The sequence below is a fragment of the Ruegeria sp. BG10 genome, from assembly GCF_056538575.1.
The window spans coordinates 328956-343487 of sequence record NZ_JBQFTI010000003.1; the positions used below are offsets into that span (position 1 = coordinate 328956).

16 protein-coding genes are annotated in these 14532 nt (G+C 61.7%); 6 read left to right on the top strand and 10 right to left on the bottom strand.

Annotation, left to right across the window (positions count from 1 at the left end):
* Positions 1–174 precede the first annotated feature (174 nt).
* Both ACR0D8_RS14965 and ACR0D8_RS14970 read right to left on the bottom strand, forming a co-directional pair.
* The gene (locus ACR0D8_RS14965; protein WP_480647644.1) at positions 175–699 is read right to left on the bottom strand and encodes a P-loop NTPase family protein; all 525 of its coding nucleotides are present in this window, start codon (positions 697–699) and stop codon (positions 175–177) included.
* 255 nt (positions 700–954) lie between these two features.
* Positions 955–1548 (bottom strand): HD domain-containing protein, encoded by a 594-nt coding sequence (locus ACR0D8_RS14970; RefSeq protein WP_480647646.1) that lies wholly within the window; start codon positions 1546–1548, stop codon positions 955–957.
* A 205-nt stretch (positions 1549–1753) separates the two neighbouring features.
* On the opposite strand from ACR0D8_RS14970, the gene ACR0D8_RS14975 reads away from it, so the two are divergent.
* Both ACR0D8_RS14975 and ahcY read left to right on the top strand, forming a co-directional pair.
* Positions 1754–2068 carry a hypothetical protein gene (locus tag ACR0D8_RS14975; protein ID WP_475156389.1) on the top strand — a complete coding sequence of 105 codons (315 nt, stop codon included), beginning with the start codon at positions 1754–1756 and terminating at the stop codon, positions 2066–2068.
* 103 nt (positions 2069–2171) lie between these two features.
* Positions 2172–3560, top strand: a complete 1389-nt coding sequence (gene ahcY / locus ACR0D8_RS14980) for an adenosylhomocysteinase (protein ID WP_480647648.1) — start codon at positions 2172–2174, stop codon at positions 3558–3560.
* A 67-nt stretch (positions 3561–3627) separates the two neighbouring features.
* On the opposite strand, the gene ACR0D8_RS14985 is transcribed toward ahcY, so the two are convergent.
* Positions 3628–4275, bottom strand: a complete 648-nt coding sequence (locus ACR0D8_RS14985) for a DUF899 family protein (protein WP_480647650.1) — start codon at positions 4273–4275, stop codon at positions 3628–3630.
* Between the two features lie 212 nt (positions 4276–4487).
* Between ACR0D8_RS14985 and ACR0D8_RS14990 the strand changes: the two genes are divergently transcribed.
* Positions 4488–4829, top strand: coding sequence for a DUF2853 family protein (locus ACR0D8_RS14990; RefSeq protein WP_480647652.1), 342 nt, complete (start codon positions 4488–4490; stop codon positions 4827–4829).
* A gap of 223 nt (positions 4830–5052) precedes the next feature.
* On the opposite strand, the gene ACR0D8_RS14995 is transcribed toward ACR0D8_RS14990, so the two are convergent.
* The 4 genes from ACR0D8_RS14995 to tsaD are packed head-to-tail and all read right to left on the bottom strand — an operon-like array spanning position 5053 to position 7802.
* Entirely contained in the window at positions 5053–5475 is a 423-nt protein-coding gene (locus tag ACR0D8_RS14995) for an EVE domain-containing protein (protein WP_475156406.1), read from the bottom strand.
* Positions 5475–5744, bottom strand: a complete 270-nt coding sequence (locus tag ACR0D8_RS15000) for a YciI family protein (RefSeq protein ID WP_475156409.1) — start codon at positions 5742–5744, stop codon at positions 5475–5477. Before ACR0D8_RS15000 ends, ACR0D8_RS14995 begins: the two co-directional genes overlap by 1 nt.
* A gap of 1 nt (position 5745) precedes the next feature.
* The gene (locus ACR0D8_RS15005) at positions 5746–6708 is read right to left on the bottom strand and encodes an NAD(P)H-dependent glycerol-3-phosphate dehydrogenase (protein ID WP_480647655.1); all 963 of its coding nucleotides are present in this window, start codon (positions 6706–6708) and stop codon (positions 5746–5748) included.
* Positions 6705–7802 (bottom strand): tRNA (adenosine(37)-N6)-threonylcarbamoyltransferase complex transferase subunit TsaD, encoded by a 1098-nt coding sequence (gene tsaD / locus ACR0D8_RS15010; protein WP_480647657.1) that lies wholly within the window; start codon positions 7800–7802, stop codon positions 6705–6707. Before tsaD ends, ACR0D8_RS15005 begins: the two co-directional genes overlap by 4 nt.
* Before the next feature lie 97 nt (positions 7803–7899).
* On the opposite strand from tsaD, the gene ACR0D8_RS15015 reads away from it, so the two are divergent.
* From ACR0D8_RS15015 to ACR0D8_RS15025, 3 genes are read left to right on the top strand one after another with little or no spacing between them, the layout of a single operon-like run.
* Entirely contained in the window at positions 7900–8613 is a 714-nt protein-coding gene (locus tag ACR0D8_RS15015; protein WP_480647659.1) for a uroporphyrinogen-III synthase, read from the top strand.
* Between the two features lie 53 nt (positions 8614–8666).
* Positions 8667–9881: a COG4223 family protein gene (locus ACR0D8_RS15020; RefSeq protein WP_480647661.1), complete on the top strand. Its 1215-nt coding sequence runs from the start codon at positions 8667–8669 to the stop codon at positions 9879–9881.
* A 10-nt stretch (positions 9882–9891) separates the two neighbouring features.
* Entirely contained in the window at positions 9892–11394 is a 1503-nt protein-coding gene (locus tag ACR0D8_RS15025) for a heme biosynthesis HemY N-terminal domain-containing protein (RefSeq protein WP_475156430.1), read from the top strand.
* Here ACR0D8_RS15025 and ACR0D8_RS15030 read toward each other — a convergent pair.
* The 3 genes from ACR0D8_RS15030 to ACR0D8_RS15040 are packed head-to-tail and all read right to left on the bottom strand — an operon-like array spanning position 11391 to position 14486.
* Positions 11391–12428: an ABC transporter substrate-binding protein gene (locus ACR0D8_RS15030; RefSeq protein ID WP_480647663.1), complete on the bottom strand. Its 1038-nt coding sequence runs from the start codon at positions 12426–12428 to the stop codon at positions 11391–11393. The genes ACR0D8_RS15025 and ACR0D8_RS15030 overlap by 4 nt on opposite strands.
* Entirely contained in the window at positions 12425–13822 is a 1398-nt protein-coding gene (locus ACR0D8_RS15035) for a sensor histidine kinase N-terminal domain-containing protein (protein ID WP_475156439.1), read from the bottom strand. The genes ACR0D8_RS15030 and ACR0D8_RS15035 overlap by 4 nt, the downstream gene beginning before the upstream one ends.
* Positions 13815–14486, bottom strand: a complete 672-nt coding sequence (locus tag ACR0D8_RS15040; protein ID WP_480647665.1) for a response regulator transcription factor — start codon at positions 14484–14486, stop codon at positions 13815–13817. Before ACR0D8_RS15040 ends, ACR0D8_RS15035 begins: the two co-directional genes overlap by 8 nt.
* Between the last annotated feature and the right edge of the window lie 46 nt (positions 14487–14532).

Below are 14532 nucleotides of genomic sequence, written 5' to 3' on the forward strand. Positions count from 1 at the left end.
ACGCCCGTTTCGCCGCCACTGGCACGAGCCTCGGCTTCCAGGACGCGAACGGCAGCGATTTGCCAGAGACGTCGCCAGAACAAGGGTCTTCACAGATTTGCCAATGACCGGTTTCCTAGCGCCCGTTACAACACCCTTGCTGCATGAGCACTAGACGGCAACGAGCCCAGACCTTCAATCAGATTGTTGCTGTGCCCACTCTCTGATGACAGCGGCTCGGTCTGCGTTGCTGCGACATCGCCACTTTTGAAGCCCATCTGAGCCGTGAAAGACTTCCGAGATATATTTGCGAAATTTCGATCTGTTCTTGAGACTGCGAAGGGCGAATTTGTACTGCTGCCAAGGCCAATCGACATTCCCAGATGGCAATTCTGGTCCGGTCTTTCCGAGAAATTTCCATGGCCGCGTTGCAAGCTGCCATGCCCTAACCAACTCAGGCGGGTCCAGCCAGACCAGAGCATCAGCCTGACTAACCGCTTGAGACAAAAGGCTTGGGCCGCCCTCAAGTATCCATTCTTCTTTTTCGAGTTCCAGTGCCAGAGCCGCGTCTATCTCCGGTCGAGAGCGCTGTTGCCAACCTGTACGAAGTTTGATCGCGTCGAAACAGATCACCGGAATTTCTGGCCGTGCCAATGACAACTCCGAAGCGAAACGGCTTTTCCCTACACCATTTGCTCCAGTGACGATGATTTTCCGCATCAATGCCTCGCTGCTACGGGGCCGCGACGTGCAACCTAGCGACTGAGGGTCTAGATGACAACGACACCTTTGTCCCGCGACCTGTGAGTTGCTCTGACGATCCTCGCTGCGCGGCCTTCGAATGGCCGATTTTCACGCTGCCTTGCAGAGACAAAGACGATGCGAGCGTGGTGGAATTTGAACTGCGTGCGCACGCAGCACGAATTTTTGATGACCGGGTTGGGCTCTTGGCAGTCATTCGGAGAATTGGATATCTTATAGGAGCGTTATCAAATCCTTGTGCCGATCGGTATAGGCCCGCCGCACTTCAACTGGTGGTCGCAATGTGATCTCCAGCCCCTCCATCACCGCTTTGTCGGGGCGGCCGAAGAACTTGGTCGCTTCCCCTTCTGAAAACCCGGCGATCTGGGTGGCCTCCATCCAGGCGCTGATCTTGTCGGCTTTCTTGATCTGCCGCTTCACCGTTTTCGGCACCGCAGCGGGCAGGCCGAAGCGGATATGGATTGCTGCCGCCAAACGGTCGTCCAGCGCGCCGTAATCCGGGCCTACGGCGGATTTGACGGGTGAGATCATATCTCCGATCACATATTCGGGTGCATCGTGTAACAAAGCCGCGAGGCGCCACTTTATCGGCGCTTTCGGGGCAATCCGGCCGAAAAGTTGCTCAACCAGAAGGGAATGTTCCGCCACCGAATAGGCGAAATCGCCCGCCGTTTGGCCGTTCCAGCGCGCCACAAAGGCAAGCCCGTGCGCAATATCTTCGATTTCGATGTCCACGGGGGTCGGGTCCAGCAGATCCAGCCTGCGACCTGACAGCATCCGTTGCCATGCTCTGGGTTGTGTTGCCATTCTGCCATGCCTTGTGAAGTTGAACACGCAAGTTTCGCGTTTTTGTGGTATGGTGTATCTGTCGAGATCACTGGCTGCCAACTTTTTCTTGAGCATTCGTGCTTTGAATCGACACCTGGTGATACCGACATTTGTGCTGAGGGGGGCGCATGCTCCTCCCGGTGTGCCCCTCTCGGAACGTAACTCGTATCGAAAGGAGCTAGCTATGTTTAAGCGTCTGTTTGGAATAACCCTGGCCTTTGGAATGGCCGCCACAGCACCCCCTGCCTTTGCACAGAATTGCGCCGAGCGTGAGCATGTCATCGCCAAGTTGCAAAACAGCTATTCAGAAGAGTTGGCCTTTGGCGGATTGCAGAAAACGCGCGGGGCGCAATCGGTCATGGAGGTCTGGACCTCGGAGGAAACCGGAAGCTACACGGTTCTGGTGACCCAGGCGAACGGCATTAGTTGTATTGTCGCCGTTGGCACCGATTTTTTTGAAGCGGCCCCAAAGATTAAACTCAAGGGTCAACCCAGCTGATTTAAGCGGCGGAACATCCCGTTTCCGGCCATCCTCGTTGCCACCTGCCCCAAGGAGTGCTAGGGGCAGCCCCGGACTGTGATTTACCGGAGTGGAGCACCTGATGGCCGGGGACTATATCGTCAAAGACATTTCGCTGGCCGGGTTCGGCCGCAAAGAACTGGATATCGCTGAAACCGAGATGCCGGGCCTGATGGCGTTGCGCGCCGAATATGGTGACGCGAAGCCGTTGAATGGCGCGCGGATCGTCGGTTCGCTGCACATGACCATCCAGACGGCCGTTCTGATTGAAACGCTGGTGGCGCTGGGCGCGGATGTACGCTGGGCGTCGTGCAACATCTTCTCGACACAGGATCACGCGGCGGCGGCGATTGCCGAAGCAGGTATTCCCGTCTTCGCTATCAAGGGCCAGACGCTGGAAGAGCATTGGGACTATCTGGACAAATCCTTCCAGTTCGACGACGGCCCGAACATGATCCTGGACGATGGCGGCGACGCGACGCTGTACATCCTGCTGGGCGCGCGCGCCGAAGCGGGTGAGGACATCATCCCGGTTCCGGGTTCGGAAGAGGAAGAGGTCATCAAGGCGCAGATCGCCAAGCGCATGGCGGCAAGCCCCGGCTGGTTCACCAAGATGCGTGACCAGATTCAGGGCGTGTCCGAGGAAACCACCACTGGCGTGAACCGCCTGTATCAGCTGGTGAAAGACGGCCACCTGCCGTTTCCGGCGATCAACGTGAACGACTCGGTCACCAAGTCGAAATTCGACAACAAATACGGCTGTAAGGAATCGCTGGTCGACGGTATCCGCCGCGCCACCGACACCATGATGGCCGGCAAGGTTGCTGTGGTCTGCGGTTATGGTGACGTGGGCAAGGGCTCGGCTGCCTCGCTGCGCGGTGCTGGTGCCCGTGTGAAGGTGACCGAAGTTGACCCGATCTGCGCGCTGCAAGCCGCGATGGACGGGTTTGAAGTCACCCTGCTGGAAGACGAGGTTGCCAGCGCGGACATCTTCATCACCACCACCGGCAACAAGGACGTGATCCGCATTGAGCATATGCGCGAGATGAAGGACATGGCCATCGTTGGCAATATCGGCCATTTCGACAACGAGATTCAGGTCGCCAATCTGCGCAACCACAAGTGGACCAACGTCAAGGAACAGGTGGACATGATCGAGATGCCCTCGGGCAACCGCATCATCCTGCTGTCCGAAGGCCGCCTGCTGAACCTTGGCAACGCCACCGGGCACCCGTCCTTTGTGATGTCGGCCTCGTTCACCAACCAGGTTCTGGCGCAGATCGAGCTGTTCACCAAAGGTGACGAGTACAACAACGAGGTCTACATCCTGCCCAAGCATCTGGATGAGAAAGTGGCCCGCCTGCATCTGGACCGCATCGGTGTGAAGCTGACCCGGATGGACAGCGAACAGGCCGCCTATATCGGGGTGAAACCGGAAGGCCCGTACAAGCCCGAACATTATCGCTACTGAGTGACGGCGAAGCAGAATTCAGACGGCGGCCCATGTGGCCGCCGTTTTTCGTTGGATGACCTCTGTTTCAGCGCAGGGGCGGGATGAAATCCCCGCGCCCGCCGGGTGTCAGATCCAGAATATTCCAAAGCGGCCAGGCCGCATCCACATGACGCGGATGCCAGTCGCTGGGTTCAAAGAACATCTCGGAACTCCAGAAATGGTGGATGCCATCAGCATCCCGCTGAAAGACATTCAGAATCGGCAACTGGTTGCCGTCACCCGTCTCTGCCAGGTAATCGCGCTGATAAGTCGTGCCAAGCGCGGAATAGAGCGGAAGATTGTCCCAGCCCATCCGCGTGCTGAGGGCGCGCAGCTTTTCAGGCGAATTCTGCGCCACAATCGCGATCGAAACGGTTTTGGACAGATGGGCGATCTGCCCGTTGAGCCCGTCCAGAAAGGCCGAACACATCGGGCAGGCCGAGGTGGCATCCGGGCCATACATCAGCGAATACACAACCAGCGTATCCTGCGCGCCGAACAGCGACGACAGGGGCACCGGGTCACCGGACAGCGTGTGAAAGACATAGTCATCCGGCAACGCGCCCCCTTTTGGCAGGGTTCGGCGCAGGGCGGCGACGTCCTCGACCTTTTGACGCAGTTCGACCTCGGCCGCCAGCAGGGCGGCGCGGGCGGTTCTGTATTCGGCGGATTCGTTCGGGAAACTCACGGGCATGGGGCTCTCCTGCTTATTATTTAACAAAAAGGTTAAATTAAAATTTCGCCAAATGCAATCCACAGCCGACCGCCGGAATGGGTTGCAATCCGCTCAGGGGGAAAGTGCGGAAATTTTCCCTTTGTTCGAAAATCGCAAATGTCTAACCTGCCTGCACTTGTTTCAAGGACGTGAGCAATCGCGGCAAAAGCTGCATTAAGGGAGAGTAATTCATGGGAAAACGCGACGAGTTGATCGCCAAATACGCAGAAGATCTGAAATCCAAATGCGGTGTGGATCCGGATATGGACCTTCTCACCAAAGTCACCATCGGCTGTGGCCCGTCCATTTATGACGCGGACGCCGCAACGGTGGCAGCCAGTCAGGACGCTGAGCTTGAGACGGTCAAGAACAATTTCCTGATCAAGAAGCTGGGCCTTTCGGACGGTCCCGAGCTGATGGAAGCGATCAACAAGGTATTGCAAACCTACGGCATGTCCGAGCGCAACAAATACCGCGCCGTCGTCTATTACATGCTGACCAAACATTTCGGCAAAGAGTCGGTCTACGGCTGACATTGCCCCGGGCAAAGCCACAATCGCGGGCGGTTTAAATTTTAAGCACTTGGTGTTTGTGCCCGCCGCATGAAATCGACTAGGATCAGGTTGTGACCAGGACGGTCAGAGCCAAAGATTTCCATACGCGTGTGGTGAGTAGGGAGCACGCGGGGGTAGGGAAGGCTCTGCGATCGTCAGGGCCTTCCCTTAATTACAGTTCCGTTATTTTCCAGCCGGTACCTTAATCCGCCTGTGTCTGCCCAAGATCACAGATCACCTGCCATTCGGCATCGCTGACCGGTTGCACCGACAGGCGCGAGTTCTTGACCAGCACCATCTCGGCCAGGCGGTCATCGGCCTTGATCTGATCCAGTGTCACCGGAGTCGCAAAGGGGCGCACCGCCTTTATATCCACGCATTCCCAGCGGTCGTCATCGGTGGTGCTGTCGGGATGCGCCTCGGCACAGACCTCGACAATGCCGACAATCGCCTTGTCCTTTTGCGAATGATAGAAAAACCCCCGGTCGCCAACTTCCATCTGACGCATGAAATTGCGCGCCTGATAGTTGCGCACGCCATCCCATTCCTCGCCCGCTGCGCCTTTGGCCACCTGCTGATCCCAGCTCCAGGTCGAGGGTTCGGATTTGAACAGCCAGAACGCCATCAGCCCACCACCTTTTTCCAGACGATCAGGTCGACCGACTTGAACAGCCCGGCCTGCGCATAGGGGTCGTTGTCGGCCCAGTTCTGCGCGGCGGCCATGTCCTCGACCTCAAGGATAATGAGCGAACCGATCATCGCCTCACCATTCAGCAGCGGCCCCGCCTGCGCGACGACTCCGGTTTCCTCGATATAGGCCAGATGGGCGGCGCGGTTGTCCAGCCGGGTTTGCAGGGCACCGTCCTTGTCCCGGGCGATAAGGGCGATCAGCATGTTATTCCTCCTTCAGGGGGCGGTTGAGCAGGGTTTGGATGGCTTGCGCCACACTGTAGGCGCCGTGGCTCAGATCCGCCACCGTAGCACTGATGGGCATGTCGAGCCCTTCTTTGGTGGCGATCGCAGTCATGGCGCGCGCGGTGGCGACACCTTCGACCGTGGTGCCGGTGTCAAAGGGACGATTCAGACCCAAAGACAGGCCAAAACGGTAATTTCTGGACAATTCGGACGAACAGGTCAGCACCAGATCCCCCAGCCCGGACAACCCCATCAGCGTGTCCGGACGCGCGCCGCGCATCAGCGCGAACCGCTGCATTTCGGCAAACCCGCGGGTCATCAGGGCGGCGCGGGCGCTGTCGCCCAACCCGGCGCCGATCGCCGCGCCGCAGCCGATGGCCATCACGTTTTTCAGGGCACCGCCCAGTTCGGCGCCGATCACGTCGGTGGTCCGGTAAAGGCGCAAACTGGCCGTGGTCAGTACATTCTGCAAGGTTTCGCCCAGATCGGGCGCGGCGCAGGCCAGGGTCAGCGCAGTGGGCAACCCGCGCGCGATGTCGTCGGCAAAGCTGGGGCCGGTCAGCAGGGCAGGGCGCGCGTCCGGTATGGTCTGCCGGATCACCGAGATCGGACCCAGACCTGAGGACAGCTCGATCCCTTTGCAGCAGGCCACCAGCGTCTTTCCTGCAAGTAGCGGGGCGTGGGCCTGTAGCGCGCTGCGCAGTTGTTGCATCGGCACCGACAGCAGAAGGATTTCGCTTTCGGTGGCCCGGGCAACCTCGGACGTGACGGTGATTTCAGTGGGCAAAGACACCCCGGGCAGGCGCGCTGCATTCTCGCGCGTGTCCCGCATCTGAAGGGCCTGATCCGCGTCCCGCGACCACAGCGTCACCGGCCCGGTCCCGGCCAGCGAGATTGCCAGCGCCGTGCCGAACGCACCGGAGCCCAACACCGCAACGCTCATGCCTTGGCGCCTTTCCGGCCGCCGCCCAGCATGGCGGGGCTGGTCTGGTCCAGCGGCCAGCGCGGCCGCGCGGTCAGGTCCAGCCCGTCGCGCGCGCCGGTGCGGAACCGCTCCAGCCCGGCATAGGCAATCATGGCCGCATTGTCGGTGCACAGGTTCAGCGGAGGGGCGGTGAAACGGGTGCCGTTTTCGGTGCAAACAGACTCTAACGCGAGGCGAATTGCACAGTTTGCCGCCACACCGCCCGCCACTGCGATCACCGGGTCTGCGGGGTTCTCCTGCAGATACCGGTCGATGGCGCGCCGGGTTTTCTCGGCCAATGTGTCGACAATGGCCTGTTGAAATCCGGCGCAAAGGTCGGCGCGATCCTGACGGGTCAGACCGCCTTTTTCGGCCACGATCTGATCCCGCATCCGCATCAAGGCGGTCTTGAGCCCGGAAAAGGACAGGTCACATCCGGGCCGGTCCAGCAATGGCCGGGGAAAGCGAAAACGACTGGCATCACCGGACCGCGCCTCGGCCTCGACCGAGGGGCCGCCGGGTTGCGGCAGACCCAGCAGGCGAGCGGTCTTGTCAAAAGCCTCGCCCGGCGCGTCGTCGATGGTGCCGCCCAGGCGGGTAAAGCGCTCGGGCCCATGGGCGATCAGGTACTGGCAATGCCCGCCCGACACCAACAGCATCAGGTATGGAAAGGGGATCCCGTCGGTCAGGCGCGGCGTCAGCGCATGCCCGGCCAGATGGTTTACCCCAATCAGCGGCAGACCGGTTGCGGCGCACAGCCCTTTGGCGCACATAACACCTGACATTACACCGCCGATCAGGCCGGGTCCGGCAGTTACCGCCACCGCGTCCATGTCGGAAAGGGTCAAACCGGCGGCCTCCAGCGCCTGCCGGACACAGATGTCAAGCTTTTCGGCATGCGCCCGCGCGGCGATTTCCGGCACCACACCGCCGAAGGCGCTGTGCAGGTCGGTCTGGCCATGCACGATGGACGACAGCACCTCGGCCCCGGCGCCATCGGTCTGGCGCACGACCGCCGCGGCGGTATCGTCGCAGCTGCTTTCCAGCCCCAGAACGGTAAGTGTTTGCACCATTGGTCTGATCCGTTGCATCATGACTGCCAAGCGGGGTATCACCCTGCGCGGACGCAAACAATCCCAAGGCCGAAGGCGCCGCCTGTTGAATTTGTTGATGACCCGCCCTCGCGCCGCCTCTGAGAGGTTTGTTGCGCAGTTGCCGACCCGCGTCAGGTCTCGGGTTGCGGTTATTTATTCCCCGCTATTGGAAATCCGACCCCTGCCGGTGCAGGTGGATACCGCCGGCATGCGCGGGTTGATCTTTACCTCGGCCAATGCGGTCAATGCTGCCGTGTCTCTGGGATTGACGCGCGATGTGCCTGCGTTTTGTGTCGGTCCGGCCACCACGGGCACCGCCAAGGGCGCCGGCTGGAACGCGCATATGGTGGGTGCCACGGCCGAGGAACTGGTGGGGTATCTGCTGAAACACCGGCCCGACAGCCCCCTGCTGCATCTGCGGGGCGAACATAGCCGTGGCAATATCGCCGAACGGCTGACCGAGTCGGGGCTGACCGTACAGGAACAGCCGGTCTATCAGCAGCGGCTGTTACCGCTGACATCCGAAGCCGCCGCCGCCGCAGATGGCATTTCCCCGGTGATTGTGCCGCTGTTTTCGCCCAGAACGGCGCGACATTTTGCCGACATCTGGACCGGCGCGGCGCCCCTTTGGCTGGCCGCGATCAGCGACGCCACTGCCGAATCTCTTTATTCCTTGGAGTATGCGCGGCTCAAGATTGCCAAAGAGCCGACACCGAAGAAAATGCGGAAAGCCGTTAAAAAACTTGTCAAACATGCGATGCGGGTTGAGAGCGACGAGACCTCCGATTAACTTGGTCTGGTCTGTTATTGTTGTGATTTTGGATTCGATAAGGGGATTGTGCGGTGGCTGGTAAGAAGAAAACCGATCAAAAGCCTGTGGATGACCCCAAGTCGCAGGACGTCGTCGACTCCGTGCCCGAACAGGATGACGCGCCCCTTGACGTCTCCGAACCGGTAGAAGAGGCCCTTTCCGAAGCCGAAGCCGAAGCCGAAGCCGAAGCCGAAGCCGAAGCCGAAGCCGAAGCCGAAGCCGAAGCCGAAGCCGAAGCCGAAGCCGAAGCCGAAGCGGTTCAGGAAAAAATCGTCGAACGGACGGTCGAAAAGCGGGGCGGCTTTGTTCCGGCGCTGATCGGCGGCGCGATTGCGGCGGCGCTCGGGTTTGCGGTGGGCAATGCCGGGCTGTTCGGTTCAGGCGATACCGATGCGATTGCAGCGCTGGAATCCAAACTTTCGGACCAGTCGGACCGGATCGAGTCGCTGTCGAATTCGCTGACCGACAGCGCCGATCTGAACGCAAAGATCAGCGCCCTGACGGATCAGATTACCCCGATCACTTCGGATCTGGGCGCTCTGAAATCCGCTGTTGACGGTCTGGCGGGCAAGATTGACCCACTGGCCAGCCGTCTGAGCGATCTGGAAAACGAGGCATTGACGCAGGGTGCCTCGCCTGAAGTGTCGGCCGCTTTTGAGGCTGAGTTGAAGAAACTGCAGGATTCGCTGGCTGCGCAACGGGCGGAGGTCGAGAAAATGGTCTCGGACGCGCAGGCGCTTGAGACTGAGGCTGCTGCCAAGGCGCAGGCGGCGACAAACGCGGCGATCCTGTCGCAGGTTCATGGACAGCTGGATGCGGGCCAGCCCTATGCCGATCTGATTTCGGACCTGACTGCCGCAGGCGTGGATGTGCCCGAAGCGTTGTCCGACCCGGCCGAAAAGGGTGTGTCGACCCTTGCATCGCTGCGCGCGACCTTTACGCCGGCGGCCCGCGCCGCCTTGTCGGATGCGCGCGATGCCGACAAGGGCACCGGTCTGGTCGCCTTTCTGCAACGTCAGACCGGGGCGCGTTCGGTGACACCGCAAGAGGGCGCCGGCCCCGATGCGGTTCTGTCGCGGGCGCAGGCCGCCCTGTCCAACGGTGACATCCCGGCCGCCCTGAGCGAAATTCAATCCCTGCCCGATGCGGCGCAGGCGGCGCTGGCGGACTGGCAACAGGCCGCTCAGACACGTGTTGCCGCTGTGGACGCCGCGAATACGCTTCAATCCGGCGTGAACTCGAACTGAAGGACCTGCCATGCTGTGGTCACTGTTTAAGATCCTTGTTTTTGTAGCGATTATCGGGCTGCTGGCCGTGGGTGCCATGTTCCTGATGGAAACCAGCGGCGGGGTTCAGATCACCGCCGGGGGTACGGAATACACGCTGGGGCCGCTACAGTCAGTGATCGCGCTGGGCGTTCTGGTCTTTGCGATCTGGCTGTTCTTCAAGCTGCTGACCCTGCTGATCGCGACGCTTCATTTTCTCAATGGCGACGAAACCGCCCTGTCGCGCTATTTCGACCGCAGCCGGGAACAGCGCGGCTATAAGGCGCTGGCCGACGGGATCATGGCGCTGGCTTCGGGCGAAGGGCGCGTGGCGATGACCAAGGCGAACAAGGCCGAGAAGTTGCTGAACAAGCCCGAACTGACCAATCTGCTGGTGGCACAGGCCGCCGAGATGAATGGTGACACCAAAAAGGCGTCAGACACGTACAAGAAGCTGGTCACCAACAACGCCACCCGCTTTGTGGGCGTGCGTGGCATCATGAAACAGAAGCTGGCCGAGGGGGATGACGACACCGCCCGCAAACTGGCCGAAAAGGCGCTGGCGATCAAACCCCGCCACCAGGAGACGCAGGATATCCTGCTGGGCCTGCAAACCAAGGCGCAGGACTGGGCCGGGGCGCGGTCGACATTGACCGCCAAGCTGAAATCCGGACACCTGCCGCGTGATGTGTTCAAACGCCGCGATGCGGTTCTGGCCCTGTCCGAGGCCAAGGATATTCTGGACGAAACCGCAACCGTCGAACAGCAGGAGCACGCGATCGAAGCCAACCGCCTGTCGCCCGATCTGGTTCCGGCAGCGGCAATGGCAGCGCGGGCCTATATCGAAAAGGGCAAGCCGCGCGCTGCAACCAAGATCCTGAAAAAGGCGTGGGAGGTTCAGCCGCATCCCGATCTGGCCCATGCCTTTGCCGAGATTGCGCCGGATGAAACCCCGGTCGACCGGATCAAGCGGTTTACCGCACTGACCCGTATCCATCCCGAAAACCCGGAAACCCGCCTGATCCTTGCTGAACTGAACATCGTGGCCGAGGATTTCCCCGAAGCCCGCAGGGCGCTGGGCGATGTGGTCGAGAAACAGGCCGATGCCCGCGCCTACACGCTGATGGCGGCCATTGAGCGGGGCGAAGGATCGTCAGACGCGGTGGTACAGGGTTGGCTGGCCAAGGCGCTGAACGCACCGCGCGGGCCGCAATGGGTATGCGACAATTGCCACGATATTCAGGCCGAATGGGCTCCGGTCTGCCAGAACTGCCACAGCTTTGACACGCTCAGCTGGCAAACCCCGCAGACCCCGGAAATCGCCACCGCGACCGGCGTCCACATGCTGCCCCTGATCGTCGGCGCGCTTGAGGACCAATCGGACCCCGAGCCCGAAATCGAAGAGATCGAGGACCCTGCCGGCCCCGAGGTGATTGACATGGAGGTCGAACCCGTGCGGCCCGATGTCGAACCCGCGGTCGAAAAACCGGCCTAATGTGCCGTTTCCACATTGAACGCGTCGTTCCACAGCTTGAACAGCCCGGCCCGCCGGTTCTGATCCCGCGCCACCAAAAGCGCCGGGGACAGGGCGATGAAACGGCGGGCGCTGGGGGTCAGCCCGGTCTCGGTTTCGTCCATCCGGGCGACCAGCCCCGAAGCCGCCAGCAGGCTTTGACCGTCGGGTGACAGCAGGAAATCCAGAAACCCGGTCGCCGCCGCCTTGTTGCGGGCGTGGTCCGGAATCATGAGGGCGCGGGACAGCACCAGCGTATAATCCTCGGGCAGGATCACACCCACACCGGGCGCCTTGGCGTTTGCCACATAAGACCCAAGCACATTGTAAGCGATCAGGAATCGCCCGTCGCCCACCGCGCGGATGATTTCGGCGGAACAGCAGGTCGCGACGGCATCCACCCGGGCAAACCCTTCGATCAGCGAACCGAAAGTCGTCGCCTCAAGACTGTCGCCATAGGCAAACAAATAGCCCAGGCCCGAGGCCGCAATGTCATAGGTCGCCACGCGCCCGCGCAGCAGGTCGGGCTGCGTGCGCATTGCATCCAGCAGCGCAAAACGGTTGCGCGGAACCTCGTCATCCCGCAGATAGGTCTTGTTATAGACAATGACCGCGGGTTCGGTGGTGATGCCCCACAGCTCATCCCGCCATCGCCGGGCAGAGGGCAGCGCATCGGTCAGGTCCGAACTGTAGCGAGAGGCGCAGGCCGAATTGACCAGCCAGACCATCTGCTGAATGGCCGAGGAAAACACCACATCGGCGGGGTTTTCGCCCGTTTTGCAGACCGTGCGGCTGTGCTGGAACAGTGCATTCGATCCCCATTGTTCATAGGTGATCTCAAGATCGGGGTTTTGCTCGGCGAAACGCGCAACCACAGGAGCAATGATGGCGATGTCGGTGGTGGAACGGATCAGCATCGGGGTCTGGCCGGCGCCGAACCGGGCCGTTGCCTCCTGCGCCGACACTACGCCCGAGATTGCAGACAGAAGCGCGCTGAACAGAAGAACCCGGATCATGACATGCCCCCGTCCCGAGCGGCCGGAAAACGCAGTGCTGCGCGAAAGCCGCTGTTGTCGCGCGCCATTTCCACCTTGCCGTCAAACGCCTCGGCGGTGGATTTCACGATGGACAGGCCCAGACCGGCGCTGTCTTCGCCCGAGCCCGTGTTGCGGTTGAACCGGTCGCCCAGATTTTCCGCAACGGGCGTGGCGGGGCCGGGGCCCTGATCCCGGACCCACAGCACCGCCTGCCCGGCCTCTTGCGCAGCGCCGATGCTGACAGGGGGGCGACCGTGGCGCAGCGCGTTGCCCAGCAGGTTCTTGGCGGCCTCGCCGATTGAAAATGCGTCCGCATGTACCAGAACAGGGGTTTCGCCGATGTCCAGCCGCACCTCGACACCCGGGGCGATCAGCTCGTGATCGCTGTGTTCCAGCACGTCCAGCGCCACCTCGCGCAGGTCAACGGGGCGGCGGGGCGCGCTGTCGATGCGGTGGATGACCATGGCCCGCGACAGCAGTTGATCCAGCAGCGTGCCCAGGGACCGCGTGCGGCCAAGCAGCCGGGCCAGCGCGCGTTGCCTTGCCGGCGGGTCGGGGTCATCCTGCGCGATCTCGGCCTGGACCCGGATTGCCGCAACCGGCGTGCGCAGCTGGTGCGCGGTGTCGGCAATCAGGTTGCGCATCGTGTCCACCTGCCGGTCCAGCCGCCCCATGAAACGGTTCATCGCGTGCAGCATGACCTGCAACTCGCGCGGCAGCCCGTCGCTGGCCATCGGCGTCAGGTCATAAGGGTCGCGACGGGTCAAATCCTCGGACAACGCCTCAAGCGGGCGCAGGGCAGAGCGGGTCACAAACCAGGACATGATCAGCAGCAGCATACCGGCCACCGCCATCGGCAGCAGCGCGTCCCGCATCAGCCCCGCTGTCATCGACTGCCGGGCGCGCAGGGTCTGACCGACCAGAATTTCGACCTCGCCGGAAAAGTCGCGTTCGGCAAACAGGCGGGTCACGCGGACGAAGCGGGCCGGTTCACCATTCAGCCCGGCGGCAAAATAGAAGGGCGCGGTCCCGGTGTTCTGCGGAACCTCGATCACGGTGTCGCGGTCCAGCCCGGTGATGAACGGGCCGCCCGGGATCTGCACCGCATAGAAAATCCGGTCATCCGGGGCTTGCGCGAGCAACTCAAACGCCGAAACCGGAAGATCGACGATGGGCGCGCCGTCCTGAATGCGCACCGACTCGGCGATATCGCTTGCCGCCCCCAGCAGCAGCCGGTCATAGGCCTGCCGGGCCGCCAGCCGGCCATTCGCCCAGATCGACAGGCCCACCAGGAACCCGCCCAGTATCAGGATCAGGACCACGGCGCTGAGAACGCGGGCGGTCAGGCTGTGGGGCAGGCGCAGGCTAGCCATCCAGACCGATCCGATACCCCACGCCGCGCCGGGTGCTGATGCTGACCGTGCTGCCGGTGAATTTCTTGCGCAGGCGGGCGATATAAAGCTCGATCGCGTTTTCGCCGACATCCGCATCCTCGAAGCCATAGAGCGAGTCGTAAAGCCGCGCTTTCGACAGGTACTGCCCCTCGTGCCGGATCAGTTCGTCCAGCACCGCGGCCTCGCGCGCGGTCAGGTTCACGCGCTTGCCGTCCAGTGTGGCGCTGCGGTCCTTGGGGGCGTAGACCAGCGGGCCCAGCGCGATCTGTTCGCTCTTGCGGTCTGCGTCGCGGCGCACCAGCGCGCGCAACCGGGCCTCAAGCTCGCGCTGATCGAAGGGCTTGCCCAGATAGTCGTCAGCCCCCTTGTCCAGCGCGGCCACGCGATCCTCGACCGAGGTCAGCGCCGTCAGCATCAGAACCGGAATACGATCGCCCGAGGCACGGATCCTGCCCAGGAAATTCAGCCCGGATCCGTCGGGCAGGTTGATGTCCAGCAGCATCGCGTCATAGCTCTGTACGGCGCGGAAATCATGGGCTGATTCCACGGTGGTCGCCAGATCGCACACCACGCCCGAGCGAGCCAGATGGGCCACGACGCCTTCGGCCAGATCCTCGGCATCCTCGATCATCAATACGCGCATGGTTCCCCCAAAAACCGCCCACCCGGAACGTGACAGGTTCGTGACA

What these genes read in the sequence shown, in the direction of transcription:
- ACR0D8_RS14965 (WP_480647644.1), bottom strand. Translation starts at nt 699, where the DNA reads ATGCGGAAAATCATCGTCACTGGAGCAAATGGTGTAGGGAAAAGCCGT.
- ACR0D8_RS14970 (WP_480647646.1), bottom strand. Translation starts at nt 1,548, where the DNA reads ATGGCAACACAACCCAGAGCATGGCAACGGATGCTGTCAGGTCGCAGG.
- ACR0D8_RS14975 (WP_475156389.1), top strand. Translation starts at nt 1,754, where the DNA reads ATGTTTAAGCGTCTGTTTGGAATAACCCTGGCCTTTGGAATGGCCGCC.
- ahcY (WP_480647648.1), top strand. Translation starts at nt 2,172, where the DNA reads ATGGCCGGGGACTATATCGTCAAAGACATTTCGCTGGCCGGGTTCGGC.
- ACR0D8_RS14985 (WP_480647650.1), bottom strand. Translation starts at nt 4,275, where the DNA reads ATGCCCGTGAGTTTCCCGAACGAATCCGCCGAATACAGAACCGCCCGC.
- ACR0D8_RS14990 (WP_480647652.1), top strand. Translation starts at nt 4,488, where the DNA reads ATGGGAAAACGCGACGAGTTGATCGCCAAATACGCAGAAGATCTGAAA.
- ACR0D8_RS14995 (WP_475156406.1), bottom strand. Translation starts at nt 5,475, where the DNA reads ATGGCGTTCTGGCTGTTCAAATCCGAACCCTCGACCTGGAGCTGGGAT.
- ACR0D8_RS15000 (WP_475156409.1), bottom strand. Translation starts at nt 5,744, where the DNA reads ATGCTGATCGCCCTTATCGCCCGGGACAAGGACGGTGCCCTGCAAACC.
- ACR0D8_RS15005 (WP_480647655.1), bottom strand. Translation starts at nt 6,708, where the DNA reads ATGAGCGTTGCGGTGTTGGGCTCCGGTGCGTTCGGCACGGCGCTGGCA.
- tsaD (WP_480647657.1), bottom strand. Translation starts at nt 7,802, where the DNA reads ATGGTGCAAACACTTACCGTTCTGGGGCTGGAAAGCAGCTGCGACGAT.
- ACR0D8_RS15015 (WP_480647659.1), top strand. Translation starts at nt 7,900, where the DNA reads ATGACCCGCCCTCGCGCCGCCTCTGAGAGGTTTGTTGCGCAGTTGCCG.
- ACR0D8_RS15025 (WP_475156430.1), top strand. Translation starts at nt 9,892, where the DNA reads ATGCTGTGGTCACTGTTTAAGATCCTTGTTTTTGTAGCGATTATCGGG.
- ACR0D8_RS15030 (WP_480647663.1), bottom strand. Translation starts at nt 12,428, where the DNA reads ATGATCCGGGTTCTTCTGTTCAGCGCGCTTCTGTCTGCAATCTCGGGC.
- ACR0D8_RS15035 (WP_475156439.1), bottom strand. Translation starts at nt 13,822, where the DNA reads ATGGCTAGCCTGCGCCTGCCCCACAGCCTGACCGCCCGCGTTCTCAGC.
- ACR0D8_RS15040 (WP_480647665.1), bottom strand. Translation starts at nt 14,486, where the DNA reads ATGCGCGTATTGATGATCGAGGATGCCGAGGATCTGGCCGAAGGCGTC.